Source organism: Mucilaginibacter yixingensis, from assembly GCF_041080815.1.
In the GTDB taxonomy this organism is placed as follows: domain Bacteria; phylum Bacteroidota; class Bacteroidia; order Sphingobacteriales; family Sphingobacteriaceae; genus Mucilaginibacter; species Mucilaginibacter yixingensis.
Genome location: NZ_CP160205.1, coordinates 4,955,823 through 4,981,452 on the forward strand (window position 1 = coordinate 4,955,823; position 25,630 = coordinate 4,981,452).

Consider the following 25,630-nt stretch of genomic DNA (forward strand, 5'->3'; position numbering starts at 1 on the left):
ACATGATGAACAAATTGAAAAGAAACAGATCAAGAATGCTGGCTGCATGTCACTTTATAACTGCTATGTTCAGCATACTTTCCCTCACAGCTTCGGCACAAAAAAAAGACACCGCCTATTTTAACGATGAGGGTTTTCTCACTAGAGACAAAGCTTCCGCTATATTTTACCGGGTATATACAGAAAAGGATTCTGTGGCCATCTTCAATTTTACAGAATACCATAATGATGGTAGCTATGTACTGGCACGGGCCAAAGACAACATTGAGCATCCCCGCTATGTGGGACTGGTTAAACTATTTGATAAACAAGCCCATCTTATTGAGCAGCACGAATACGATTTTTATGGTTTGATATTAAAAACCTGGCGCTATCACGCTAATGGTACACTGTTACAAGCCCTCGTTTATAATCATACCGGCAAATTGCCATATATAGGTATTATGCATGAGGCAGATTCAACCGGAACAGCAAACATTGTTAACGGTAACGGCCAGCGTCATGAAGCCGGCTTATATAGGCTTTATGGTGACTCCGTTTTAGACAGTTACGAGATGTCGGGCCCGTACCGAGACGGCTTTAAAAACGGTGAATGGATTGGAAGCACCACCAATGATCTGCTCTTTAAAGAACATTACAAAAACGGCAAACTAACCGACGGAAGCAGTATCGATAAGCAAGGGAAAGTCTACAAATATTCTAAAATTGTCACCATGCCAGACGTTGGCAATAAACGTCAAAAGGTAGAAACCGCCATAAAAGAGTATCTTGTCACCCCAACCGATACCATTAGCCTTAAACGCTTTGGCAACCAGGGAATAGAGATTGATTACACAATAGATTCACTTGGAAAAACCAGCCAGCTAACCGGATTTAAATCAGGCGGTATTCCAATAATATTGCCACTTAAAAAACCGTATAGAGGGCTTACGGTATTGCTTGTACGAGGCCGGCCGGTAAATTACAGGGTTAAGCATGGTTTTAAATATGGCTACTACAGGTATGTTTTAGATGGCAAACCGATTTTCTTTAGTCCGGTGGGTTTTAGACCTCAAAATTAGCCTTTTGTTATATTTGAAAATAAACCTAAAACCATAGCATAAAAAGCCTATCTTTGCACCCCGACGCTGGGGTCGGGTTTTCGCCTTTCAGCGCATAGAATTTAGTTCACAAATAATAGCTCATAGAGCATGGAAAAAAAAGCACCATGAGCCATGAGCTAGCAACTAAAAAACTCACGTATCTATGCCAAAAAATAATTCCATCAAATCCGTACTGATCCTTGGCTCTGGCCCTATTATTATCGGGCAAGCCTGCGAGTTTGATTACTCGGGTTCACAAGCTGCTCTTTCGCTCAAAGAAGAGGGTATCGAAGTATCCATCATCAACAGCAATCCGGCCACCATCATGACCGACAAAGTGATTGCCGATCATGTGTACCTGCTGCCGCTTGAGCCAGAAAGCATCGAGAAAATTCTGCAAGAGCAAAAAATTGACGCTGTACTGCCTACCATGGGTGGCCAAACAGCGCTAAATCTTTGTATCGCCGTAGCAGAACGCGGAATCTGGGAAAAATACGGTGTTAAAATTATTGGTGTTGACTTAGATGCCATTGAAAAAACCGAAAATCGCGAGGCCTTCCGCCAACTGATGGTTGACATTGGCGTAGGCGTTGCCAAATCAAAAATTGCCAACTCGTTCCTTGAAGGTAAAGAGGCTGCGCAAGAGATTGGCTTCCCGCTGGTTATCCGTCCAAGCTATACGCTGGGTGGTAAAGGCGCAGGTTTCGTACACAAGAAAGATGAATTTGATCAGGCCCTGAGTCGCGGTTTGCAGGCATCGCCAACCCATGAGGTTTTGGTGGAGCAAGCCGTACTGGGCTGGAAAGAATACGAGTTGGAGTTGCTGCGTGATGGTAACGACAACGTGATCATCATCTGTTCTATCGAGAACTTTGACCCAATGGGTATCCACACCGGCGACTCGATCACCGTGGCACCAGCCATGACTCTGAGCGACCGTTGCTACCAGGAGATGCGTAACCAGGCCATCAAAATGATGCGCGCCATCGGTAACTTTGCCGGCGGTTGTAACGTACAGTTCTCGGTTAACCCTGCAGATGAAAGCATCATCGCTATCGAGATCAACCCACGTGTATCACGTTCATCAGCACTGGCATCAAAAGCAACCGGTTACCCAATTGCTAAAATTGCTGCCAAACTGGCTATCGGTTACAACCTGGACGAGATTGAGAACCAGATCACCAAAACTACTTCTGCCTACTTTGAGCCAACGCTGGATTACGTCATCGTAAAAATCCCGCGCTGGAACTTTGATAAATTTAAAGGCGCTAACCGCGAGCTGGGCTTACAGATGAAATCTGTAGGTGAGGTAATGGGCATTGGCCGCAGCTTTATAGAGGCGCTGCAAAAAGCCTGTCAATCACTGGAGATCGGCCGCGCCGGCTTAGGTGCCGACGGTCGCCAGAGCCGCGATGTAGAAGAGATTATGCGCAGCCTGGAAAAACCAAGCTGGGATCGTCTGTTTCACATCTATGATGCCATGAGCCTGGGTGTGCCAATCGAGTCCATCCGTAAAGCTACCAAGATTGATCGTTGGTTCCTGAACCAGATCCAGGAACTGGTAACGCTGGAAACCGAGCTACGTCGCTACTCACTGAATAACATTCCGGAAGATTTCTTCTATACCCTGAAACAAAAAGGCTTCTCTGATGCACAGATCTCATGGATACTGGGCAACACTACCGAGGAGCAGGTATACCAGCGCCGCAAAGAGCTGGGCATTCGCAGAGTTTACAAAATGGTAGATACCTGCGCGGCCGAGTTCCCTGCTAAAACGCCATACTACTATTCAACTTACGAAGGTGAGAACGAATCTGTAGCGTCAAACCGCAAAAAGATCATCGTACTAGGCTCTGGCCCTAACCGTATCGGTCAGGGTATTGAGTTTGACTATAGCTGTGTGCACGGCTTGCTGGCCGCTAAAGAATCAGGTTACGAAGCCATCATGGTAAACTGTAACCCTGAGACAGTATCGACCGACTTTAACATGGCCGATAAACTGTACTTTGAGCCGGTATTCTGGGAGCATGTACGCGAGATCATCGAACTGGAAAAACCAGAAGGTGTGATTGTACAGCTGGGTGGTCAAACTGCCTTGAAAATGGCAGAAAAACTGCATGAGCACGGCATCAAAATCATCGGTACATCGTTCAACAACATGGACATTGCCGAAGACCGCGGCCGTTTCTCTGACCTGCTGAAGGATCTGGACATTCCGTATCCAAAATATGGTGTAGCTGAAAGCGCTGAAGAGGCGATTGAAGTAGCACACGAAGTGGGTTATCCGGTACTGGTACGTCCAAGCTACGTACTGGGTGGTCAGGGCATGAGCATTGTGATTAACGATGAGGACCTGGAGAAAGCAGTAGTTAACCTGCTGAAAAACCTGCCGGGCAACCGCGTACTGATTGACCACTTCCTTGATCGCGCCGAAGAGGCAGAGTCTGACTCGATCCACGATGGCGAGGATGTACACATTATTGGTTTGATGGAACACATTGAGCCTGCCGGTATCCACTCTGGCGACTCGAGCGCTGTACTGCCTCCGTTTAACCTGAGCGACAACGTGATCAAACAGATGGAAGCCCATACAGAAAAGATTGCCCGTGCGCTGAACGTCCGCGGTTTGCTGAACATCCAGTTTGCCATCAAAGACGAGAAAGTTTATGTGATTGAGGCCAACCCGCGTGCATCACGTACGGTGCCTTTCATTGCCAAAGCATACGATGTGCCTTACATTAACATTGCTGCCAAAGTAATGCTGGGTGTAAACAAACTGAAAGATTTCACCATAGAGCGCAAACTGAAAGGTTACGCCATCAAAGAACCGGTGTTCAGTTTCGATAAATTCCCTGAGGTGAACAAAGAGCTGGGCCCTGAGATGAAATCAACCGGCGAGGCCATCCGTTTCATCCCTAACCTGGAAGATCCATACTTCAGACACTTGTACAAAGAGAAATCAATGTATTTGTCTAAATAAGGCGAAAGCTGAAAGCACAAAGGCGAAAGGTTATTAATCTTTCGCCTTTTTTATTTTCCTACTAATTGCAGCGTCTGTTTATCCGGCTCGCCGTCAAAATATTTATCCAGCACCTGTCTAAATACCTGCGGTGCACCATCCAGCTGAGCAAACAGCGTCATACTTGATTGCAGCTTCATATCATCGGGAGAACCGAAAACCTGATGAGCATCGTTACCCGGTAACAGCAACAGGGCATTTGAAATTTCCACCAGTCGCGCGCCAAGCTCTGGATGTGCCAGATAGGCCACAGCTTCGTCCATATCCTTAATAGCATAATATTTTGACGTACTACTTAGTCCCAAACCGGCAATCTGCGGAAAGATGAACCACATCCAGTGTGTCATCCTGAGCATCGTCGAAGGGCGCGTAAAGGCCCATGCCAATAGCCTAAGCATATGAGAGGCTCCCGCACGTGTTTCGACTGGGCTCAACATGACATCCCTTTTTTTAATCGTTCAAATCAATAAACTTCTAACCCCTTCGCCTCAAATGTTATATGTTTTCTGGGATCAGTATTCACCTCCGGTTGATGCCCGTTGGCCCGGTCGCCGGCAAAATGCTGTTTATCAGCCGCTACCATTTGTCGTTGCGCAATTCCCTCAACCACAGCTGTTTTACCAGCCAGGTTTTTAGGCAAATTTACGCCGGAGCGATTAAAATGCGCTGCAATTACGCGCCCCCTGCCTCCATCCATCTCAAACCAGCCTCCCCTAACATCGGTCACTTTTAGTACCCGCCCTTTTATAGTAGTGCTTACGCGCGGGCGTCGGGCCATCCAGTCTTCCAGTTTGTTGGCTGCTATTATCTGGGTAGTGTTTGGCTTGGCTCCATATACCATGCCATGGGGCAATTTGTGCTGTGCCTGCGCTAGTGTGGCGGCGGCCAGACAGATCATAATACCTAACGTTTTCATATTGGCAGATGCTTTTAAAAGCAACATCGGGCAAAACAATTGGTTTTATGAACTTTACAGAGGCACGCTGCTTGTTAAAATGTGTTAAAAAAGCAGCATCACCATATAATATAAACTGTAGTACAATGTTTTTTTATAGTTTTGCTTTGATAACGTGTATATGAGAAAACGCTTACCCTTACTGCTTTTACTAGCAGCGGCGCTTGTGCCGGTAATGTTATTGGTTCAGGGCTGTAATAAAAACAACGATTCAACCCCGTTGACCCCCTATGTAACCGTCAACCCCATCGTATCAAATTTAAAAGATACCACCTTGCGTGTTGATTACCAGATTCAGAATTTTGTGATAGGAACAGTAACCAGCTACGGTGTATGCTGGAGCTCTTCTAAAAACAACCCCACCACAGCCGATTCTAAAAACAATGTAGCTACATCGCCAAGTGCTGTAAACTACACAGCTACTATTAACGGCTTAACCCCTAACACGCTATATTACGTACGTGCTTACGCGGTGATGAATAGCACCACTTATTATAGCCCGGCTGTACAAGTAACTACGCTTAAAACCGGTGGTGGCAATAACATGTATGGCACCGTTAGCACTTTTGCCGGTCAAACAACGGCTGGTTATAGCAATGGCACCGGTACTGCCGCTACATTGAGCAATCCGCAAGGCATAGCTGTAGACAATGCCGGCAACCTTTACGTAGCCGACACCTATAACAACAGTATCCGTAAAATTACACCGGCAGGTGTGGTAACTTACCTGGCGGGTACCGGCGCTGCCGGTTATGCTGATGGCAATGCCGCCAGTGCGCAATTTTATGCACCTATTGGCATAGCTGTTGATGCCAGCGGTAACGTTTATGTAGCCGATGCCGGCAATAACGCCATTCGTAAAATAACCACAGCCGGTGTGGTAAGCACATTGGCAGGCGGCAAATTTAGCGGCTATGTTGATAGCACCGGTACCAATGCCCGCTTTAACGCACCCACAGGGGTGGCTGTTGATGCCAGCGGCAACTTATATGTAACAGACCGTATTAATTCTGCCATACGTAAAGTAACACCAGCCGGCAAGGTAACCACTTTTGCAGGCACCAACACAGTTGGCTATGTAGACTCTACGGGTACCAGCGCCCTCTTTAGATCGCCTACAGGCATCGTAATTGACGGAGCTAATCTTTATGTAACAGATCTGGGCAATTACGCTATCCGTAAAATTGTTATCAGCAGCGCTAAGGTGTCTACCTTACTGGGTAACCCAACACCTTCTGCAGATGTATTAAACTCACCGGTGGCTATAGCCAGCGACCAAAAAGGCAAACTTTTCATCACCGATCAAACCGGTCGTATCCTGATGATAGGTACCAACAACGTATTGTATAACCTGGGCGGAAATGCAGCTACCTATGGCTTTGCTGATGGCGATGGTACCGCAGCCAAATTTGACTCGCCGCAGGGGCTTGCAGTTGACGCAAGCGGCAATGTTTATGTAGCCGATAACAACAATAACCGCATCCGGAAGATTGTAGTAAAAACCGCTCCGTGAGGTAAATGATATTTTATGAGAAAGGCTCCCAATGGGAGCCTTTCTTGTTTATGCCTCAATAATGATGTCATGCCGAGGGACGAAGCATCTCCGATGCAAATCAACTTTGAGTAGGAGCCTGTCCGCAGAGATCCTTTGCTATCGCTCAGGATGACAATCAGATTATCCCCCTACCCAAACAGCAACGAAAATACCTCCTCTATATTCGCTACCGTTTTTACGCTGATATCATAACGGGAGAGATCAATACGCTTTTTATCCTGACCGCCCTGCGGTAAATTATACTTGGAGATAAAAATCTGCTCAAAGCCCAGTTTCTGCGCCTCGGCTATACGCTGTTCTATGCGATTTACAGCCCTGATCTCGCCCGAGAGGCCCAACTCACCGGCAAAGCAGGTTTTGAATGGTATAGGCATATCCTCGTGCGAGGAAATAATGGCAGCGGCCAGTCCCAGGTCAATAGCAGGGTCTTCTACTCTGATGCCGCCAGTAATGTTCAGAAACACGTCTTTGGCCCCTAAACGGAAGCCACAGCGCTTTTCAAGCACCGCCAGCAGCATATTCATGCGGCGCGTATCAAAGCCCGTAGCCGAGCGCTGAGGCGTGCCGTAAGGCGAGTCACTCACCAGTGCCTGGGTTTCGATCATCATAGGGCGCATGCCTTCCAGCGTGGCCGATATAGTGATGCCGCTTAAAGGCTCATCGCGTTGTGATAATAAGATCTCAGACGGGTTGGATACTTCGCGCAAGCCTGCACCCAGCATCTCATAAATCCCCAACTCTGATGCCGCTCCAAACCTGTTTTTCACCGCACGTAAAATGCGGTAAACATGGTGCCTGTCGCCCTCAAACTGCAGTACGGTATCTACCATGTGCTCCAATATCTTCGGGCCGGCAATCATGCCGTCTTTAGTAATATGGCCAATCAAAAATACAGGCGTACCGCTCTCCTTTGCAAAACGCAGTAATTCTGCCGTACACTCCCGCACCTGCGATACACTGCCCGGCGTGGACTCAATATGGGCCGAATGCAGGGTTTGGATCGAATCAATCACCACCAAATCCGGCTGCAACTGCTCTATCTGTTTAAATATGTTTTGGGTTGATGTTTCGCACAAAATAAAGGCCTCGGCCACCCGGCCCTCTAAAGGCAGGGAGATGTCGGATGTCGAATGTTCAATTTCGGATTTATTGCCTATTGGGGACTGCCTGTTGCGAACGGCTCCCCCTTCAGGGGGCTGGGGGGCTGGGGCTATACGCTCCGCCCGCATTTTGATCTGTCGCTCGCTTTCCTCGCCAGATACATAAAGCACTTTCAGATGGGGCATATTGAGCGCGATCTGCAGCATCAGGGTTGATTTACCGATGCCCGGCTCTCCGCCTATCAGTACCAATGAACCGGGGACGATACCGCCGCCCAGCACACGGTTTAATTCTTTATCCTGAGTGGGAATGCGCGGCTCTTCATCATAAGCAATGGCGCTTACAGGGATGGCCTTGTTGGCGCGTTGCATAGAGGTTGAGCCATTGGTGGGCTGCCGCCAGTCTGGAACGGACGGATTTGCCTTTTCAATAATTTCTTCTACAAAAGTATTCCACTGGCTGCATGACGGGCATTTGCCCAGCCATTTTGGAGATTCATAGCCGCAGCTTTGACAGAAATAGGTGGTTTTGGTTTTAGCCATTTGTATTTGCCGTTAAGCAAAAGTGCGCAAATGTTTTGGGAATTGCTAAAATTTTTGGCTTTTTTGAATTCTAAAGATTAAAAATGGGGAGATTGAAGATTAGTAGTTATTTTGCAGACCAAGGTTTTGACTACCCTTCTTAAGGATAAATTTAATCATGTCATGCTGAGCAAGAGCGAAGCATCTCTGATGCAAAACCGTGCGGACTGTCCTTAGAGATGCTTCGTTCCTCAGCATGACACCTTTCTTGGTTGCTATCATTGCGCAAATAAGCCACAAATATGTGGCTCTACAAAAAATCCTGAAAATCTACAAAATCCGTTAAATCCTAGTTTAGATCAGCTTATTATCGTTATCCGGGAAGATGAGGATGGGCTCGTATTTCCTGGCTTCTTCCATTTCCATTTGGGCGTATGACATGATGATCACCACATCGCCTACCTGGGCCAGCCTGGCGGTGGCGCCGTTGAGGCAAACCGTTCCGCTTCCGCGCTCGCCTTTAATTACATAAGTCTCAAAACGGGCGCCGTTGTTGTTGTTAACAATCTGCACCTTTTCGTTTGGTATAATGTTGGCGGCTTCTATCAATGCTTCGTCAATAGTAATGCTGCCTACGTAGTTCAGCTCTGCCTGTGTTACCCTTGCCCTGTGGATCTTGGATTTTAACACCTCTATTATCATGGCGCAAAGTTAGTATATAATTAACATATGCAAATACAAAGCCAATATTATGACGCAACAATGTAACACCCACGCTACCTGTTATTTACACCAATATAGCCCATCAGTATAAAAACATTTAGGATGATGTTGCGAGCGCGATAGTCGCTTTTGCTATGCTAATCTGCCTCAATTGTTAAAACAACCCCGCAATAGCGCGCGTTGTTTAAATAAAACATCACTATGAATACGACCAGCGAAACACTGCCAAAAGGCAGCGATGGTAACTATGAGTTCACCATCAATTACTCGGAGCGGGAGTTGGCGTGCCGGGTAGAGAAAAAAGACGATATTTTACAGGTACATATTGATAATAACATTGATGCCACCCTGCAAATTGAGCCTGACGGCACCCTGCATCAAACCGCAGGCAACACCCTGCCCGGTTCAAACATCGAGTTTATTAAAAAACATGTATTGGGGCACCACGTTTAAAAACGGACCCTTGTTGATAAGAAAAGGCCGTGCAGGTACTCCCCTCGCACGGCCTTTTATATTTTATAGCGCTTTGTATTTTATACGCCGCTGAAAACGGAGAAACCGCCATCAACATTAATAACCGTACCGGTTACAAATTTAGAGGCATCGCTTAGCAACCACACCAGGGCGCCAATCAGCTCGTCTGGCTCGCCGAAACGTTTGTATGGGGTGTTCTGCAACACCAGGTTACCACGCTCGGTATAACCGCCATCTGGCTGGGTAAGCAGCGTACGGTTTTGTTCGGTTAGGAAGAAACCTGGGGCAATTGCGTTCATACGCAATTTATCGCCATGGCGGTTAGCCATTTCTACTGCAAACCACCTGGTATAGGCATCAACAGCAGTTTTAGCCAGCGTATAACCCAACACCTTGGTAATTGCGCGTTGCGAAGCCATAGATGAGATATTTACGATACTACCGCTACCAGCTTGTGCCATCACCTCGCCAAAAACCTGGGTAGGGATCAGCGTGCCGTACAGATTCAGGTCCATTACCTGGCGCAGACCGTCCATATTTAGTTTAAACACATCATCGCCGGGTTGTACAATACCGCCTGGCATGTTGCCGCCAGCACCGTTTACCAGGCCATCAATACGGCCATAAGCATCCATGATCTGGTTTTTAGCAGCAATCAGTTGATCTTCCTGCATTACGTCTGCAATCAGTGCCATGGCTTTACCACCTGCGGCTACCACTGCATCGGCGCGCTCCTGGGCTACAGCCTGGTTACGGCCCAAAATGCCTACGGTACCACCTGCTTTGGCAATGCCTTTTATAAATGCATCACCCAAAATACCGGTACCGCCGGTTACGATGATCACTTTATCTTTTAATGAGAATTCTTCCATATCGGGAGTATTTGTTTTTCGGGTTCAAAACAAGCAAAAAAATAACAGAATAGATTAAGTGTGATGTGGTTTTTATTCTGTTTGATTAACCTGATTATGAATTGGCTGCTCATACTCCGCTGTGTCATTTATAAGCAGCGAAGCGTAGAGAGAAATTTTGGGCGATGCCTGAGCCACCTGATTGGCGTGGGGGCTAAGATTTCTCCCGTTGGTCGAAATGACATGGGGGTAAAACAAAGCAACCGGCCTGTGTCCAGGCCGGTTGCTTTATAATATTAGGCTAATTACTTCTTAATCACTTCGCTGATTGGCACGCCAATACAACCGCTTGGGGCCTGGATGTGCAGCAGGGCTGCCAGCGTGGCCGAGATATCGGTCATGTGGGTTGGTCTGACCAGACTGCCATGCTGGATACCCCAACCGAAGAATACCAGCGGGATGTGCGTATCATAAGGATTCCAGGTACCGTGGGTGGTACCTGTTAAGCCCGAACCCGCAAACCATCCCGGTTTCAGGATGATCTGGATCACACCACTGTGCTCAATGCTGTAACCATTGATAATGCGATAACGCAGCTCTTCAGGGATATTGGCTATTTGCGCGGCTTTCATGTCAACAGCAAAGGCTACTGCCGGCTGTTTGCCCAGCCAGTCGATAATGTCGTTTTTAACGGCCTGCTCGCTGATGTTTTGTTTTTTGATGGCGATGTTATTAAGGTTAACCTGATAGTTGTCCAGGCTGATCACCAGATTATTTACCTTGTATTTCTCGTTCAGCATGGCGTTCATGCCGCGCATGGCTTCGCCAGCTTTCCAGGTGCCTGCCGGGATGTTATGGTCGGTCAGGAATTTAGGGTTGTGTGCAGCGCCGTGGTCGGCAGTCAGGAATACGGTATAATTACCTTTACCTACTTTGGCATCCAGGTAGCTGAAGAACGCGGCCAGATCTTTATCCAAACGCAGGTAAGTATCTTCTGTCTCCACCGCATTAACACCTACCAGGTGACCAACATAGTCGGTTGAGGAAAGACTCACAGCCAAAAAGTCGGTTACGGTGTTGTTGCCCAAGTGCTCGGCATCAATGGCTGCTTTGGCCAGATCCAGCGTCAGCGTGTTACCGTAAGGCGTAGTGCGGATCATGCCCAGGTTACCATTGTACAGTTCTGACGTTTTGAACGGGAAAGTTGGGCTAGCAGCGCCACCAACGCGGCCTTCGTATGGCGTATTGTCGGCAGTGCTCTGTAAATAAGTATTGATTGGATACAGGGTGTTCCAATCTTGTTTCAAATATTTCTCAGGTAGTTTCTGGTCATTAAATTGTTTTACCCATGCAGGCAAATCGTTCATGTAAAAGGTGCTGGTAATCCAATTGCCTGATGCATCGTCAAACCAGTATGCGGCATTTGCAGCGTGACCGGCAGGCAGAATACCGCCACGATCTTTCAGTGCGATGCCAATAACTTTTGAGCGGAAGTTGGTAGCCAGCTTCAGCTCGTCGGTAATGGTGCTGGCCTCCAGGTTACGTGGCGACATTTCGCCGGCGTGCGACGTGCTACCAACTGTTTTTACCGTGGTATCTTCGGTACAATACATAGCCCTGCCCGTGGCCTGATCAATAAAATCATTACCGGCAATGCCGTGAATGGCCGGTACAGAACCGGTGTACACACAGCTGTGACCAGCCGCGGTTACGGTTGGAATATAATCTACGCTGGTATTCTCGCAGGTAAAACCTTCGCCCAGCATGCGTTTAAAACCGCCAGCCTGGTAACGATCGTAATAGCGGTACAGGTAGTCCCAGCGCATCTGGTCTACTACCAGGCCCACCACCAGTTTAGGGCGGGGTAAAGCGTTTGTTGCGGTTTCTGTTTTCTTTTTTACCTGGGCGGTTGCAGTAGCAGCAATCCCGAAGGTTAAAAGAAGGATGGATTTAAGCCTCATGATCTTCAAATGGTGTTTGTAAATTCGGCCAAATATCCACAAATAAAGGGAGCGTGTGTGTGATGTTATTGTTAACGGTAATTTAACGAAAGGTTATTGAGGGCAGAGCGCGGCCAGAGGCCGCAGGATAATCGTCTCTCGCGAAGACGCGAGCGACTGCGACGATGAGATCTATCGCTCAAACGTAAAAATAGCGTGCTGGCCGGCGGTATGCATATCGCGCCAAACGCGATTGATCTCGCTATCGGCAGCGGCTGCGCGCAGGCCGCAGTAAGGATAAAGAGTATCTACTACCTCGCGGGATATTTTGGCCAGCGTACGGCTGGATTTACTTACGTTCTTCAATTCGCACTGGCGATTGTCAACCGGCTTTTCCCAGGAGATGTCTACCGATTTATAAAAGAGCTCGCGTGTGGCATTAATGAGGGCGGTGGTATCGTCAATCAGATCGTCCAGCAGCAGCATGTTCTCCACCAGCAGTCGCGGATTCCTCTTTTTATCCTCAAAGAGTTCTTTACACAGATCTATAAAATGGATAGCCATACCCGACATGTTGACGGCCAGCGTAGCTTCTGCCAATTGCAGGAATGGGTATTGATAAAGATCTTCGTTCACTTCGGCATAATCTGGGTCGATATGAAAACAGCGATCTTCGGATACAACTAAATCCTCAATAATAAACGAATGACTGCCCGTGGCTACCATGCCCATGGTTTTCCAGGTGGGCTTTAGTGTTACGTCTTTTTTATCTACCACAAAAGGCAACACCCAAGGCTCGCCCTTTTCGTCCAATACCGCCTCGCCGTTACGTTTAATCAAACAATTTACCGTAAAATGCGTGGCATGATGCGCACCGCTGGCATAGTTCCAAATGCCATTGATGCGGTAACCATCGGCCGTAATTTCGGCCTGGCCCGTAGTGGCACCACTGCCCGCCAGGCAAACTTGTGGGGTGTTAAATATTTGATGTGCGGTATGGGCCGTCATAAATCCACCAAACCAGCCTGCACCGGCGCACAATGTTACCACCCATCCGGCGCTGCCATCGGCCCAGCTGATGCCTTCCTGCAGGCGCACTAACTGGGGGATGCCGCGCTCCAGTCCGCCATAAGTCCATGGCACCAGCAGCTTGAACCACCCCAACCGTTGGATGATCTTCATTTGCTCCGGGTGCAACTGCCCATCCAGCTCTGCCTGGCCGGAATACCGGCGTATGACGTCGGCATGTTCCTGATCAATATAATCTGATGGATGCGGCGGCGGTTTTCTCATGATGCGGTAGATATGCTTACAGTTTCGGCTCGTTCTTTCTTTAAAATGCGCAGCCAATCCAGATATCCAAAAATGGCCACTATAAATAAAAATAGGGTGAGCAGCGCCATCAACGGCAACTGCTTGTAGAATAACAGCGGGATTGCAAACAGATTAGATATGTTTAGCAATATCCAGTTTTCTGTTTTACGGCGCGCCAGCAACCACATACCGGCCCAGGCGCTCGATGAAACAAATGAATCCCAAACCGGAACGTTAGAATTGGTAAAATGTTTTAACAGCACATACAACACCGCCCAACCCACAAAGGTGATGGCCAGCGTAATGCCCCACTCCTGCCGGCTGCTGTTACTAATTTTTACCGGTGGCTCATTCCGTCGTTTAATCCAGTGCACCCAGCCATAAATGCTCATCACCAGGTAATAACCGTTCAGCGCGGTTTCGGCATAAAGGCTACTTTCCAGTAACAGAATACTTCCTGCTAATATGCCTAATATCCCGGTTGGATACAACCAGATGTTGTTCTTTTTTGCCAGCAAAACTTCGGCTACACTGGCCATAACGGCCAGCCACTCCAGCCAGGTGGTTTCTTTTATCTGCTCCCAGAATAAATGAATTAAGTGTTGCATGGTATCTCCTCCCCGGCCCTCTCCAAAGGAGAGGGAGATTTTATTCTGTTATTGAATCATTTGCAGTCGCTCGCGTCTTCGGCTGGAGCCGAGCGACTGCGTGATTGTTTGCCCGACTCCGGTTATCACCAGAGCCTGGATATATGATAAGGTTTAGGTAGTATTGCTTGTAAGCCTCATCCCAACCCTCTCCATTGATGGAGAGAGTTTAGGCTCGGCTGTTAAAACCTCAAACTCAGTGATGCCAGGAAATTCCTTGGCGCCTGTGTAAAGAAGTAGTTATAGTTATTTAACTGTCCGCTGTAAATACCAGGGTAAGTTGCTCCGTCTGACGAATAAGCTTTGCTGAACACGTTATTTACCAGCAAGCCAACGCCAATATTTTTGATGCCTTTAATTTTGAAGTTATAGTTTAAGCGCACATCGCTCACAAAATACTCCGGCAGCGAACGGCTCACCGTGCTGGTGTTATCCAGGTACTGGCGGGTGATATACCTGCTGATGAACGAGAACTCCGCACCTTTAAACGGTAGGAAATTCAATGAACTGCTGCCTATAAAACCAGGCGAGTAAGCCAGGTTAGTGGTGTTATAAGCCGTTTCATCCATATTACCAGTAGCATCGTTATATAAAAACTGGTGGAAATTTTTCACCCTGTTACGGCTAACTGATGCAGTTAGCGCCCAGTTAAATCCATCACAGAATTTAATGCGCGCATCGGCTTCCAGGCCTGCGCGGTAGCTATCATCCACATTGGTACGGATAGCCTCGCCTACATCATCCAGCGAGCCGGTTAAGATTAGCTGGTTTTTATATTTCATGTAGAAAGCGTTGATGCCGGCCGTAATCCAGGTTTGCTTGGTGCGATAACCCAGCTCCCAATCCAGCAAGGTCTCTGGTTTTGGGCGACTGGCTGGCGACGAATTGGTATAATCGCTGCGGTTAGGCTCGTGGTGACCAACTGCAAACGATGCGTAGATGTTGTTTTGATCGTTCAGTTGGTAAGTGATACCCGCTTTAGGGTTAAAAAAGTTGAGCTGAACATCCTGCTGCACGTTTCTCAAGTCACGGTCAAAACCCAGGAACGAGTAGTTGATATGACGGTATTGCATATCGCCGTAGAACAAAAAGTTACCTGCATGGAAATCGGCACGGGCAAAAACGTTAAAGTCTTTCTTTACACCGCGGTCGCGCGAGTATTCATAATCTGGCGGGATGTTGGTGGTTTGTTGTGTCCACTCTATGTTGTTGTAATGGTCGCCTCTGTACTCATTATAAGCACCACCCAGTGTTGCATCAATCTTGTTTGATGGATGATAGTTCAGGTTATATGTTGCGCCATAAAAGTAATTGCTTAACCACAGTCTGCGCACCAGGTCTGAGTTGGTGATGGTAGTACCGCCAACGGTTTGAGGAGTAATACCGTAGTCGGCCAGAGTCTGGTCGTTCTGGTACTCCTCGTAATACCCATAGCCACGGGTATAGTGTAACGCGCCACTGAACGACAGATCACTTGTGATCTTTTGATTTAGCAATAGCTGGGCAAAGTTTTGCCAGTAGTTATCTGTCTGGTTGTTGTAATAAGTACCCCTAGCATCGATATAACCCAACTCATTGTAACGGCGGTTGCCGGCATTGATCATATCTTCCGACACGCCGTCCCAGGCCTGGCCGGTTTTTTCATAGCCGCTAAAAACGTTCAGGCGCAGTACCGTACCTTGGTTATAATAAGCACCGCTCAGGAAATATGATTTTAACTGCGATGCAGAGCGCTCAATGTAACCATCAGAGTTAATGCGCGACAGGCGGCCATCAAACGTAAAATGATCACCCAGCAAGCCGGTACCCACACTCACCGAGTTTTTAATAGTACCGTATGAGCCGGCTGAGTTATCTAACTGCGCATAAGCCGTATCATGACGGGTGGTGGTCTGGATGTTGATGCTGGCACCAAAAGCACCTGCACCGTTGGTTGAAGTGCCCACGCCACGTTGCACCTGGATGTTATCTACTGATGAAGCCAGATCCGGAATATCTACAAAGTAAACACCCTGATCTTCTGCATCATTCATTGGCACACCGTTAACCGTTACGTTGGTACGGGTAGCGTCACTACCACGGATACGGATACTGGTATAGCCCACACCTGCCCCGGCATTTGAGCTTACCACAGCCGATGGTGTTTGCTCCAACAAATACTCAAAGCCCCGGCCGGTATTGTTTTTCTGAATATCGCCCTTATTGATATTGGTATAAGTGGTTGGTGAGTTAGCGCCGGCACGCGTGCCGTGTACGGTTACTTCCTCGGTCACAGTGGTATTTGAAGAAATACTGAAGCTTAACCTGATGCTTCCAGCAACCTGTTGATTAATTTCGCCAGTGTTATAGCCAATGTAAGTTATAACAAAAGTGTATTTGCCAGCCTCAGGCAAATTAAGACGATAATTGCCCTTCTGGTCTGTTTGTGTTTGAATGCTTTTACCCTTGATGCTGACGGTAGCGCCGGGCAATGCATAATGCGTAACGTTGTCTGTTACCTTCCCCGATACGGAAAGTTGGGCCGATGCCGCGTACGGCAACAGCAGGGCTAAAATGCCCGCAAAAAAGTTCTTCAATGTGCTTTGTATAAAAAACCTGTTAAACTTGCTGCTCGATAGGGTAAATCGCTCAGAATACTTAACTGTGTTACCTGTTCCCTACGCCGGCATTACCCGGATCAGGTGTTACCCCCCAGCCCCCTGAAGGGGGAGCACATCGTCCTGAAGAGTATCTTGAGGATAAAATGCTCCCCCTTCAGGGGGGGTGGGGGGTATGGGTATGATCTCAGCCTGTCTTTCAGTTTGATTGCTCAAAGCAAGGCACCCCTTGAGAAAAATATGGCGCAAAGTTAGGCTTTGTGTGTTAACAATGCAAACGGGCTTAACCTAAACCTAACCTGAGCTACGTGTTGCACTTGTTTACATTGGTTTTAAGATCAATTATTTACCTTTGCCGCAAATTCTAGTTCCCCCCTTATGCAGGCTAAACCCTCCTTCAAGTATTTTATCATTGTTTTTAGTTTAATAGTAGGCGTTTGGAGTGTTTACAATGACCTGATCTGGACAACACACGACTTTAAAATCGGCGATCTGAAACAGCTATTTAGTCCGTTAAACCTGCAATTATCATTTGGATCCAAGGCCGTTGGTCGCGTTAACGGACTAAATCAGGTTAACGGTATTTTTGATTTCCTGCTGATATTAGGTGCCATCGGCTTCGCTATTAACGGCGAGCGGCAGATCAGGCTACTTCGGTTTGTTTACTCCCTAATTTTTGGGTGCAATGTGGTATCTATACTGCGCCTGGTGTTGTTTTTTGTATTGTTCAGACCGATGATGGGCAACAAAGCACCGGTAATAACCACCGACCGTATGATTGGCGACGCAGAGTTTCTGGCGATGGAATGTGCATGGCTGGTAGTATCGTTCCTCATACTCAGATATTTTAACCGCACACGTGATGTGGCCGTAGAATTGCATGAGCAAGAGGACGGTGAACAGGTAGGCATTTATATAGAAGCATCCAAAGGCACGCGCTTTATGCATAACCTGATAGATAACCTTACCATCATCTTAATTTTTTCAGACCTGCAAAAGACTTTTGAGGGCCTGGTATCTCACGGCGCAAGCGCAGCCAATTCAAATGAGGACGTAGGCACCGTATTGCTCACGCAAGTTTTCTTTTTGGTTTGCGCCTGGATCTACTTTGCAATATACGAGGCTATTTTTGGCATCACCCCTGCTAAAACCCTTACCGGCACACGTGTAGTTGATGATGAAAGCCGCACTCCCCAATTTAAAACCATTGCCATAAGAAGTTTAAGCAGGCTGGTTCCGTTTGATAGTATCTCGTTTTTTATGGATCGTGGCTGGCACGATAAGTGGTCTGATACCTACGTGGTAATGGAAGAAATAGTGGAGACCGACGAGCAGATTTCCACACCGCAAGCTTAGTGTTGAAAAAATTATTCAATCTGTTGCGATACAGCAATTAATCTCCTACTTTTGCCACATCATTACTGTAAACAGCATCATGAAAAATCATAAAAAAGAAGAAGAAAACTACGATTCTCTATTCTACATCATCGGCCTGCTGGCTGGTATGTTTACCGGAGCCGTAATTGAAAAAGGTTTCACCTGGGTAGTAGTGGGTGGTGTTATGGGTTTATTAACCGCAGCTTTCTTCCTGAATGTTCTGGTTAAAGGCAGTGAAAAAGCCTGATCCGGAGCTACCGACATTTATACGTAACTGGAACCAGTTTTACATCATTGTGGGTGTATGGCTGGTTCTTTTAGTTTTTATCTTCTGGCTCATCACCCTGTACTTCCGTTAAATGAGCATTGCCGACTGGATAGTTTTAACCGTTACCCTGCTGGGGATTGTACTATACGGCGTCTGGAAGAGTGGCAGTAATAAAAATATAGATCAGTTTCTGGTAGGCGGGCGCTCGTTGCCCTGGTATCATATCGGCCTATCGGTAATGGCTACGCAAGCCAGCGCTATTACGTTCCTCTCGGCCCCCGGCCAGGCTTACAGCGATGGAATGCGCTTTGTGCAGTTCTATTTCGGCCTGCCATTGGCCATGATTGTGCTGTGCATCACCTTCGTCCCCATCTTCCACCGGCTCAAAGTTTACACCGCTTACGAGTATCTGGAACAACGCTTCGATCTGAAAACAAGAACGTTAACGTCACTCCTGTTTTTGATTCAGCGCGGATTATCTACGGGGATCACCATTTATGCGCCGTCCATCATCCTGGCTACCATCCTCAACATCAACGTTACCTATACCACTATTTTCATTGGTCTGCTGGTGATATTTTACACCGTTTACGGCGGCACTAAAGCCGTGAGCTATACCCAGCTGCTGCAAATGAGTATTATATTTTGCGGTATGTTTCTGGCCGGTATAGTGGTGGTAAAAATACTGCCCGAGCGTGTAGGCTTTGTACAAGCGCTCAAAGTAGCCGGCAAAGCGGGCCGCATGAACGTGATTGACTGGCATTTTGACTGGAACAACCGTTACACGGTGTGGAGCGGCCTTATTGGTGGGTTCTTTCTGCAACTCTCCTACTTTGGTACAGACCAAAGCCAGGTGGGCCGTTACCTGGCCGGTGCCTCGGTAGCGCAGAGCCGTTTAGGGCTGATTATGAATGGCCTGATCAAGATCCCCATGCAGTTCCTCATCCTGCTCATCGGCATATTGGTGTTCGCTTTTTACCAGTTTAACAAGCCGCCTATGTTTTTTAATCGCTACGAGGCCGAGCAGATCAAAAAGAGCACCTATGCACCAGCTTATAATCATCTGGAAAAGCAGTATGATAGTTTGTTTGTACTCAAACAGCAGCAGACGGGTAAACTTATTGACTCAAAAGATCAAACCCAAACCGACGCAGTTACCCAAAACCTGCATCAATTAACTTCTAAGAGCGACAGCATCCGCAGCGCGGGTTTAAAGCTGATGACGCTGAATAACCCCAACGCCAATACAGACGATACCAATTACATCTTCCTTAGCTTTGTAAAACGCTATCTGCCAACCGGTTTAGTGGGTTTGCTCATTGCCATAGTGTTTTTGGCGTCAATGGGCTCTACTGCCAGTGCGCTCAACTCGCTGGCATCTACCACGGTAGTTGATATTTATAAAAGGATGATTAACACCCAGGGCAGTGATGAAAGTTATGTTACTGCCTCGCGCCTTTCCACCGTTTTCTGGGGACTGGTTTGCATAGGCATGGCCCTGTTTGCCGGGAAAATGGGCAACCTGCTGGAAGCGGTAAACTTGTTAGGCTCTTACATCTACGGCACCATCCTTGGCGTGTTCCTGGTGGCATTTTATTTTAAACGCATCAGCGGTACACCGGTGTTTATTGCAGCGCTGATTACCGAGGCCGTGGTTTGTGCCTTAGGATTTACCAAAACAGTGGCTTATTTGTGGTTAAATCCTATCGGGTGCTTTTTGGTAATTGGGATTGCGTGGGTGATTAATTTGGCGATTCGTAAGAAGGCTATTTCGGCTTAATTTTTTCCATAACGTTTTCTTCTCTCTATCAACCTTCATGTCATTTCGATGAGCACGGGCAGGGGCAATGGAGCGCAAGAGAAATCTTGTACTTGCGATACGCCAATATGCCATTCAATCAGGCTTTGCTATCGTATAAGATTTCTCGTCGCCCTAACGCTCATTTCCCACCCTTCGCTCGCTCGCGATGACATGATGTATAAATAGAAAATGCGGCCCAAAGCCGCATTTTCTATTTATTTCTATATATCCGAAATCAAAAACTGCGAAGCATTCAACGAAGTTAATTTTAATTCCGAAGGCCATTCCCCCTTCAGGGGGTTAGGGGGGCTTTATACTAATTTAGCTAGTTTAGCCAGTTCCTCAGCCATAGCAGCGCCAATTTCAGCTGGCGACTCTACTACGCGGATACCGCACTCAGCCATAATTTTCATTTTGGCAGCAGCAGTATCGTCAGCACCACCTACGATGGCACCGGCGTGGCCCATACGGCGACCTGCAGGAGCAGTTTGACCGGCGATGAAACCTACAACTGGTTTAGTACCGTTTTCTTTGATCCAACGAGCAGCTTCGGCTTCCATGCCACCACCAATCTCACCGATCATGATGATACCGTGAGTTTCAGGGTCGTTCATTAACAACTCAACAGCTTCTTTGGTTGGAGTACCAATGATTGGGTCGCCACCAATGCCGATAGCAGTAGTGATACCCAAACCAGCTTTAACAACCTGATCAACAGCTTCATAAGTTAAAGTACCAGATTTTGATACTACACCTACGTTACCTTTTTTGAAGATGAAGCCTGGCATAATACCAATTTTAGCCTCATCAGCAGTGATTACACCCGGGCAGTTAGGGCCGATCAAACGGCTGTCACGACCTTTCAGGTATTCTTTTACCTGGATCATATCTTTGGTTGGGATACCTTCGGTGATACAGATAATCACTTTGATACCAGCCTCAGCAGCTTCCATAATAGCGTCGGCAGCAAAAGCAGGAGGAACAAAAATGATAGATACATTGGCGCCAGTTTCTGCAACCGCGTCGGCTACCGTATTAAAAACAGGTTTGTCCAGATGCTTTTGGCCACCTTTACCTGGGGTTACACCACCTACAACCTGGGTTCCGTACTCGATCATCTGCGAAGCATGGAAAGTACCTTCGGTGCCGGTGAAACCCTGCACAATAACTTTTGAATCTTTGTTTACAAGGACGCTCATCTATTTTTCATTTTGATTGTCGCAAAGCTAAAAATTTTTTAACCGCCTCAGTCACAGATTGCATTTTTTTTTAAGAAGAAGCGAATTTTTTACAATTTCTTAAAATTGAAAGGCTTATAAATGGCATAATCGAACATAATTTAAAGAATTACGTGCCTAGACTATGTAAAATGTCATACTTTATTGAGGATTACTGCCAAAACAGGCACTTGCAATTGCCTCTTTAGTGGTTAAATCTACAGATTCTTAAAAATTTCTTTGCTGTCGCGAGTTTAGCAGAGCATTCATCAATGCTTCCACTCCTTGATATCTACACCAGTAACTATCGAGTCTTTATTTATCATCAGCCGTAACGACTTAACATAAACCGGGTCAATATCCCAACCGTAATCTATTTTAACATCATAATATATAATACCAGAGGTATCATCAACCGAATTATTTGGGTTTCCTAATGAATCTACGAGTTGCCGGTATGTCAGCCCTCGCAGTTTATGATGCTTTACCAAGTCATCCACCATATCATTGCGGTAAGGGTAACCATCAACATCTCCCTGTACCACCCAAAGCTTTTTATCAAACTTTGATTTGCATCCGCATAAAATCAGCAGCATCAATATCAATATAACCGGTTTAAGCATAGCTAAACTTACAAACTTTGTTACAAAGCTGACAACAAAACATTTAACAGTTATTCTCCGTCAGCACCGTATAATTATTACAGCGCAATTTCCGTTTAATGAGGTATATCTGCTAATTTAGTATTCAGGTATGGACGCTAACAATAACTATGAATTGCTTATTGAAAAGATCAACCTGTTCATCCGCAAGTATTACTTTAATAACCTGCTGCGTGGACTGATCTTTCTGGGCGCTGGGCTGTTTTCGGCCTACGTGGTTATTACTTTGAGCGAGTATTTCGGTAACTTCAGCAGTACCCTGCGCACATTGTTGTTCTATGCGTTTATCCTCATCAACCTTACCTTGCTTATTTGGCTGGTAGTTCCCTCATTGCTGGCCTGGCTCAGGTTGGGTAAAACCATCTCGCATGATGAAGCCGCACAGATCATCGGCAAACATTTTAGTGATGTAAGCGATAAACTGCTCAACACCCTTCAACTCAAAAAACTGGCCGGCGAGGATGAGCGACACCGACTACTCATAGAAGCCAGCATCAATCAAAAGATAGAGGTTTTGAAACCCGTGAGTTTCCCTTCGGCTATCAATCTGAAAGAGAATAACAAATACCTCAAATGGGTCATCTTCCCGGCCGCAGTTATCTGTGTAATTGCATTGGCAGCGCCATCAGTACTGACAGAGAGCACCAAACGGCTTATCCGTCATAACGAGTACTTTGCACCTCTGGCCCCTTTTCAGTTTGTGGTGCTAAACAAAAGTCTCTCGGCCGTGCAGGGTGAAGATGTAAAACTGGACCTCAAACTAACCGGCAACAACCTGCCTGCCGATGTTTATATAGAAACAGCCAATAATACTTTTAAGCTTGATAAAGAGAACCTCTCTCGCTTTCATTATATCTTTAATAATGTGCAGCAAAGTACCTCATTCAGGCTCTCGGCCAACGGGTTTTACTCGCAGCCGTATCAAATTAAAGTAAACCTGAAGCCATCGCTGCTGCATTTTGATGTGCAGCTAAGTTATCCGGCCTATCTGCATAAAAAGAATGAAACCGTTTTAAATGCCGGCGATCTGAATATCCCTGCCGGTACCACCGTTAAGTGGCAGCTGCACACGCAAAATGCCAACCGGGTGATTTTTAAGCTGAATGATGCCACTACCCCTATCGAAAATGGCAAAGACGGCTTATTTGAACATACCGAGCGCATCAGTGCCAATGCTGTTTACTCTTTAAAACCCGAAAACGGCAACATTACCCGCGGCGACTCTGCTGGATACCGCATCAATGTAATTACCGACGAAGCGCCAAGTATTACAGCCGATGAACGTGCCGATTCGGTAAGTACCAAGGCCATCTATTTTAATGGACGTGCACAGGATGATCATGGTTTTTCATCGCTTACTTTCCACTATACAGTTAATGCAGCTGGCGTAACAGGCGAAAAGAATTACAGCAAGCCTGTAAAAGCCGATCTGAGTCAAACCCAGGCAGATTTCTTCTATTTCTGGGATTTAAAAGACCTGCAGGTAAAACCCGGCGACCAGGTGCATTATTACTTTGAGGTTGCCGATAACGATGCCGTTAACGGCCCGAAAAAAGCGCGTACTGCAGAACATAGTCTCATTGTCCCTACGCAAAAAGAGCTGAATGAGCAGCTGAACGCCGGCAGCAAAGGCGTAATGGATAAAATGGCATCGGCCATTAAAATGGCTACGCAATTGGAGCGTGAGACGCAAAAACTGAATCAACTGCTGCTAAATAAAAATAACCTGTCTTTCGACGAGAAGAAACAGATCCAGGACTTGCTGCAGAAAAAGAAAGATCTGAATGACCTGGTAAAGCAAATTCAGGACGAGAACCGCAAAAACAACTATAACAGGCAGGAGAACCAGCAACAGGATCAGTCGCTTACCGATAAGCAGAAACAGATGGAGCAACTGCTCAACAATGTGCTCGATCCGCAAACGCAACAATTACTGGAGCAGCTGCAAAAACTACTGGAAGCCGAGCGCAAAGACTCCACCCGTGATGCCCTGAACCAGATGCAGAGCGATAATAAGAATCTGCGCAAAGAGCTCGACCGCATGCAGGCCCTCTATAAACGCCTGCAATTTGAACAGCAATTAAACCAAACCGCCAATCAACTGGAAAAACTGGCTAATGATCAGAATAAACTGGCCGATAAAACACAGCAGCCAAAAGATCAAAAAAATCAGAACCAACAGCAGCAAGCGGGCGATAAGAATCAACAGCAGCAAAACGGTCAGCAGCAGAACGGTGATAAAGACCAACAACCATCCAATCAACAGCAGCCTAATCAGCAGCAATTACAGCAGGAACAACAAAAGCTGAGCGAAGATTTTAAGCAGGTAGAGCAACAAATGGACGATCTGAAAAAGCAGAACGATCAACTGGAGCAAAAACAGGATATGCCCAATAACGAGCGGGATAAGCAGGAAGTGGAGCAGAATATGGAGAACAGCAAGCAAAACCTGCAAAAGAATGACCGGCAGAATGCATCAAAATCTCAGCGACAGGCCGCACAGCGCATGCAAAAAATGGCCCAGCAAATGCGCCAAAGCAGCGAGGATAGCGAGAGTGAGCAGAACTCTGTTGATGCCCAGCAATTACGCGAGTTATTAAAGAGCCTGGTTAACAGTTCATTTGAGCAGGAAAAGTTGATGCAAACCCTGAAGGGCACTAACATTAACGACCCTAACTATGTAACGCTGGCCCAGAAACAAAAAGATATCAAAGACAATCTTAAAACGGCAGAAGATACGTTATATTCATTAAGCAGGCGCATTCAGCAGATACAATCCACCGTAAATACCGAAATTAGCAGCATCAATGATCATATTGATAAAGCGTTGGAAAACCTGGGCGACCGCCGCACCGCCGAGGCTAACCGCAACCAGCAGTTCAGCATGACGTCTATGAACAACTTGGCTTTGATGCTGGCCGAAGCGCTGGATCATCTGCAAGATCAGATGAGCAAATCAAAAAGCGGCAAGGGCAAAAGTAAGCCCAACATGCAGCAGCTAAGCCGCATGCAGCAGCAGCTGAATAATAATATGCAGCGCATGCGGCAGCAAATGCAGCAACAAGGCAACAACATGAGCCGCAGCGAGCACCAGAGCCAAAGTGAACAACTGGCACGCATGGCAAGGGCCCAGCAACAGATCCGTCAGGAACTGGAGCGGATTAACCAGGAAGAAAATAAAGACGGTCGCAGCGGCATGGGCGATCTGCAAAAAATTGCCAAGCAAATGGAACAAACTGAGAACGATCTCGTAAACAGGAAAATAACTGAGGAATCTATAAAACGGCAACAGCAAATACAATCGCGTTTGCTGGAAGCCGAAAAAGCCGAGCAGGAACGCGAACAAGACCAAAAACGCCAGAGCAACGCCGGCAAAGATATGCCTCCGGGATACATCAAAGCCTTGCAGAACTATCAACAAACCCGGTCAAAACAAACCGAACAAATAAAAACTGTACCTGCGGCATTGAATTTGTATTATAAGCAAAAAATTAAATCGTACTTTGATCAACTTAATGCTAAATAG

19 protein-coding genes are annotated in these 25,630 nt (G+C 46.8%); 8 read left to right on the forward strand and 11 right to left on the reverse strand.

Annotated elements, in window-relative coordinates; genetic code table 11:
- The first annotated feature begins 2 nt into the window (after positions 1-2).
- On the forward strand, positions 3-1,061 hold the full coding sequence (locus ABZR88_RS20470) for a hypothetical protein (RefSeq protein WP_146166505.1): 1,059 nt from the start codon (positions 3-5) through the stop codon (positions 1,059-1,061).
- A 184-nt stretch (positions 1,062-1,245) separates the two neighbouring features.
- Positions 1,246-4,062, forward strand: coding sequence for a carbamoyl-phosphate synthase large subunit (gene carB, locus ABZR88_RS20475; RefSeq protein ID WP_107827817.1), 2,817 nt, complete (start codon positions 1,246-1,248; stop codon positions 4,060-4,062).
- Between the two features lie 50 nt (positions 4,063-4,112).
- On the opposite strand, the gene ABZR88_RS20480 is transcribed toward carB, so the two are convergent.
- Complete coding sequence (locus ABZR88_RS20480; RefSeq protein ID WP_369434701.1) at positions 4,113-4,448, reverse strand: DUF1810 domain-containing protein; 336 nt, start codon at positions 4,446-4,448, stop codon at positions 4,113-4,115.
- 116 nt (positions 4,449-4,564) lie between these two features.
- Complete coding sequence (locus tag ABZR88_RS20485; protein WP_107827819.1) at positions 4,565-5,044, reverse strand: DUF4920 domain-containing protein; 480 nt, start codon at positions 5,042-5,044, stop codon at positions 4,565-4,567.
- Positions 5,045-5,177: 133 nt separating this feature from the next.
- On the opposite strand from ABZR88_RS20485, the gene ABZR88_RS20490 reads away from it, so the two are divergent.
- Entirely contained in the window at positions 5,178-6,569 is a 1,392-nt protein-coding gene (locus tag ABZR88_RS20490; RefSeq protein WP_107827820.1) for a fibronectin type III domain-containing protein, read from the forward strand.
- A gap of 170 nt (positions 6,570-6,739) precedes the next feature.
- On the opposite strand, the gene radA is transcribed toward ABZR88_RS20490, so the two are convergent.
- Together radA and panD are read right to left on the reverse strand one after the other, a co-directional pair.
- The gene (radA, locus tag ABZR88_RS20495; protein WP_107827821.1) at positions 6,740-8,254 is read right to left on the reverse strand and encodes a DNA repair protein RadA; all 1,515 of its coding nucleotides are present in this window, start codon (positions 8,252-8,254) and stop codon (positions 6,740-6,742) included.
- A 333-nt stretch (positions 8,255-8,587) separates the two neighbouring features.
- A complete protein-coding gene (gene panD / locus ABZR88_RS20500; protein ID WP_107827822.1) occupies positions 8,588-8,935 on the reverse strand; it encodes an aspartate 1-decarboxylase in 348 nt (115 codons plus the stop codon).
- 222 nt (positions 8,936-9,157) lie between these two features.
- Between panD and ABZR88_RS20505 the strand changes: the two genes are divergently transcribed.
- Positions 9,158-9,409, forward strand: a complete 252-nt coding sequence (locus tag ABZR88_RS20505) for a hypothetical protein (protein ID WP_107827823.1) — start codon at positions 9,158-9,160, stop codon at positions 9,407-9,409.
- An 80-nt stretch (positions 9,410-9,489) separates the two neighbouring features.
- Here ABZR88_RS20505 and ABZR88_RS20510 read toward each other — a convergent pair whose 3' ends face one another.
- From ABZR88_RS20510 to ABZR88_RS20530, 5 genes are all read right to left on the reverse strand, one after another.
- Positions 9,490-10,302 (reverse strand): SDR family oxidoreductase, encoded by an 813-nt coding sequence (locus tag ABZR88_RS20510; RefSeq protein ID WP_107827824.1) that lies wholly within the window; start codon positions 10,300-10,302, stop codon positions 9,490-9,492.
- 284 nt (positions 10,303-10,586) lie between these two features.
- Complete coding sequence (gene pafA, locus ABZR88_RS20515; RefSeq protein WP_107827825.1) at positions 10,587-12,242, reverse strand: alkaline phosphatase PafA; 1,656 nt, start codon at positions 12,240-12,242, stop codon at positions 10,587-10,589.
- A gap of 171 nt (positions 12,243-12,413) precedes the next feature.
- Entirely contained in the window at positions 12,414-13,514 is a 1,101-nt protein-coding gene (locus tag ABZR88_RS20520; protein ID WP_107827826.1) for an acyl-CoA dehydrogenase, read from the reverse strand.
- The gene (pnuC, locus tag ABZR88_RS20525; protein WP_107827827.1) at positions 13,511-14,143 is read right to left on the reverse strand and encodes a nicotinamide riboside transporter PnuC; all 633 of its coding nucleotides are present in this window, start codon (positions 14,141-14,143) and stop codon (positions 13,511-13,513) included. The genes ABZR88_RS20520 and pnuC overlap by 4 nt, the downstream gene beginning before the upstream one ends.
- 221 nt (positions 14,144-14,364) lie before the next feature.
- Complete coding sequence (locus tag ABZR88_RS20530; RefSeq protein WP_245917008.1) at positions 14,365-16,758, reverse strand: TonB-dependent receptor; 2,394 nt, start codon at positions 16,756-16,758, stop codon at positions 14,365-14,367.
- Positions 16,759-17,157: 399 nt separating this feature from the next.
- On the opposite strand from ABZR88_RS20530, the gene ABZR88_RS20535 reads away from it, so the two are divergent.
- The 3 genes from ABZR88_RS20535 (at position 17,158) to ABZR88_RS20545 (ending at position 20,204) form a co-directional block, all read left to right on the forward strand.
- Positions 17,158-18,135 (forward strand): RDD family protein, encoded by a 978-nt coding sequence (locus ABZR88_RS20535; protein ID WP_107827828.1) that lies wholly within the window; start codon positions 17,158-17,160, stop codon positions 18,133-18,135.
- A gap of 79 nt (positions 18,136-18,214) precedes the next feature.
- Positions 18,215-18,403, forward strand: a complete 189-nt coding sequence (locus ABZR88_RS20540; RefSeq protein WP_107827829.1) for a hypothetical protein — start codon at positions 18,215-18,217, stop codon at positions 18,401-18,403.
- Positions 18,404-18,515: 112 nt separating this feature from the next.
- On the forward strand, positions 18,516-20,204 hold the full coding sequence (locus ABZR88_RS20545) for a sodium:solute symporter (RefSeq protein ID WP_107827830.1): 1,689 nt from the start codon (positions 18,516-18,518) through the stop codon (positions 20,202-20,204).
- Between the two features lie 332 nt (positions 20,205-20,536).
- Here ABZR88_RS20545 and sucD read toward each other — a convergent pair whose 3' ends face one another.
- Entirely contained in the window at positions 20,537-21,424 is an 888-nt protein-coding gene (gene sucD, locus ABZR88_RS20550) for a succinate--CoA ligase subunit alpha (protein WP_107827831.1), read from the reverse strand.
- Positions 21,425-21,711: 287 nt separating this feature from the next.
- Positions 21,712-22,065, reverse strand: coding sequence for a hypothetical protein (locus ABZR88_RS20555; protein ID WP_107827832.1), 354 nt, complete (start codon positions 22,063-22,065; stop codon positions 21,712-21,714).
- A gap of 130 nt (positions 22,066-22,195) precedes the next feature.
- Between ABZR88_RS20555 and ABZR88_RS20560 the strand changes: the two genes are divergently transcribed.
- Positions 22,196-25,630: a DUF4175 family protein gene (locus ABZR88_RS20560; protein ID WP_107827833.1), complete on the forward strand. Its 3,435-nt coding sequence runs from the start codon at positions 22,196-22,198 to the stop codon at positions 25,628-25,630.

Bases quoted from the DNA above. Each gene is read 5' to 3' on its own strand.
- ABZR88_RS20540 (WP_107827829.1), top strand. From the start codon at position 18,215: ATGAAAAATCATAAAAAAGAAGAAGAAAACTACGATTCTCTATTCTAC.
- ABZR88_RS20480 (WP_369434701.1), bottom strand. From the start codon at position 4,448: ATGACACACTGGATGTGGTTCATCTTTCCGCAGATTGCCGGTTTGGGA.
- ABZR88_RS20535 (WP_107827828.1), top strand. From the start codon at position 17,158: ATGCAGGCTAAACCCTCCTTCAAGTATTTTATCATTGTTTTTAGTTTA.
- ABZR88_RS20545 (WP_107827830.1), top strand. From the start codon at position 18,516: ATGAGCATTGCCGACTGGATAGTTTTAACCGTTACCCTGCTGGGGATT.
- carB (WP_107827817.1), top strand. From the start codon at position 1,246: ATGCCAAAAAATAATTCCATCAAATCCGTACTGATCCTTGGCTCTGGC.
- radA (WP_107827821.1), bottom strand. From the start codon at position 8,254: ATGGCTAAAACCAAAACCACCTATTTCTGTCAAAGCTGCGGCTATGAA.
- pafA (WP_107827825.1), bottom strand. From the start codon at position 12,242: ATGAGGCTTAAATCCATCCTTCTTTTAACCTTCGGGATTGCTGCTACT.
- ABZR88_RS20470 (WP_146166505.1), top strand. From the start codon at position 3: ATGATGAACAAATTGAAAAGAAACAGATCAAGAATGCTGGCTGCATGT.
- ABZR88_RS20505 (WP_107827823.1), top strand. From the start codon at position 9,158: ATGAATACGACCAGCGAAACACTGCCAAAAGGCAGCGATGGTAACTAT.
- pnuC (WP_107827827.1), bottom strand. From the start codon at position 14,143: ATGCAACACTTAATTCATTTATTCTGGGAGCAGATAAAAGAAACCACC.
- ABZR88_RS20490 (WP_107827820.1), top strand. From the start codon at position 5,178: ATGAGAAAACGCTTACCCTTACTGCTTTTACTAGCAGCGGCGCTTGTG.
- ABZR88_RS20510 (WP_107827824.1), bottom strand. From the start codon at position 10,302: ATGGAAGAATTCTCATTAAAAGATAAAGTGATCATCGTAACCGGCGGT.
- ABZR88_RS20555 (WP_107827832.1), bottom strand. From the start codon at position 22,065: ATGCTTAAACCGGTTATATTGATATTGATGCTGCTGATTTTATGCGGA.
- ABZR88_RS20485 (WP_107827819.1), bottom strand. From the start codon at position 5,044: ATGTTGCTTTTAAAAGCATCTGCCAATATGAAAACGTTAGGTATTATG.
- panD (WP_107827822.1), bottom strand. From the start codon at position 8,935: ATGATAATAGAGGTGTTAAAATCCAAGATCCACAGGGCAAGGGTAACA.
- ABZR88_RS20560 (WP_107827833.1), top strand. From the start codon at position 22,196: ATGGACGCTAACAATAACTATGAATTGCTTATTGAAAAGATCAACCTG.
- ABZR88_RS20520 (WP_107827826.1), bottom strand. From the start codon at position 13,514: ATGAGAAAACCGCCGCCGCATCCATCAGATTATATTGATCAGGAACAT.
- sucD (WP_107827831.1), bottom strand. From the start codon at position 21,424: ATGAGCGTCCTTGTAAACAAAGATTCAAAAGTTATTGTGCAGGGTTTC.